The sequence below is a fragment of the Thermus sp. genome (genome assembly GCF_056332225.1).
Window position 1 is genome coordinate 1 of the sequence record NZ_JBWGQW010000267.1, and the last position, 506, is coordinate 506.

Sequence of the window (506 nt, forward strand, 5' to 3'; positions counted from 1 at the left end):
CCGGAAGCCCCACCCGGCCTAGGAGCGCCTCAGGCGTTCCGAAGGCCCGCCCCACCGCCTCCCTGAGGCTGGCCCTAAGGGGGGTTTCCGGGCCCATGCGCTCCAGGACCACCACCGGGAAGGGGAAGGGTTCCTCCAGGAGCCTTTCCAGAAGGAAGGTCTTGCCGCTTCCCGGGGGGCCCACCAGGTTGAGGCGGCCGGGGGGCCTGGCCAGGGCCTGGCGGAGTTGGGCCAGGAAGGCCCTACCCTCCGGGCCCAGCTCGGGGCGCGCCCGGTGGACCCGGGCCACCTCCACCGCCCCCAGGCCTTTAACCTCCTTAGGGCCCAGGGGCTCGGCCTCGGTCCCGGGGGCCAGGGCCAGGGTGGCGGCGTCGGTGAGGACCTCGCCGGGGGCGGCCAGCTTGCTCAGCCTTTCCGCCAGCACCACCGGAGGGCCCACGGCCGTGGGTTCCCCCGCTTGGCCGCTTCCCAAAGGGGCCCAGAGGGCGAGGCCGCTGGCCACCCCC

Annotated in this window: 1 protein-coding gene; it reads right to left on the reverse strand. The window is 75.1% G+C overall.

Going from position 1 to position 506, the window contains the following annotated elements:
- Positions 1-506 (reverse strand): P-loop NTPase family protein (locus tag AC01Y6_RS11290; protein ID WP_476671627.1); only part of this gene is annotated, 506 nt, incomplete at both ends.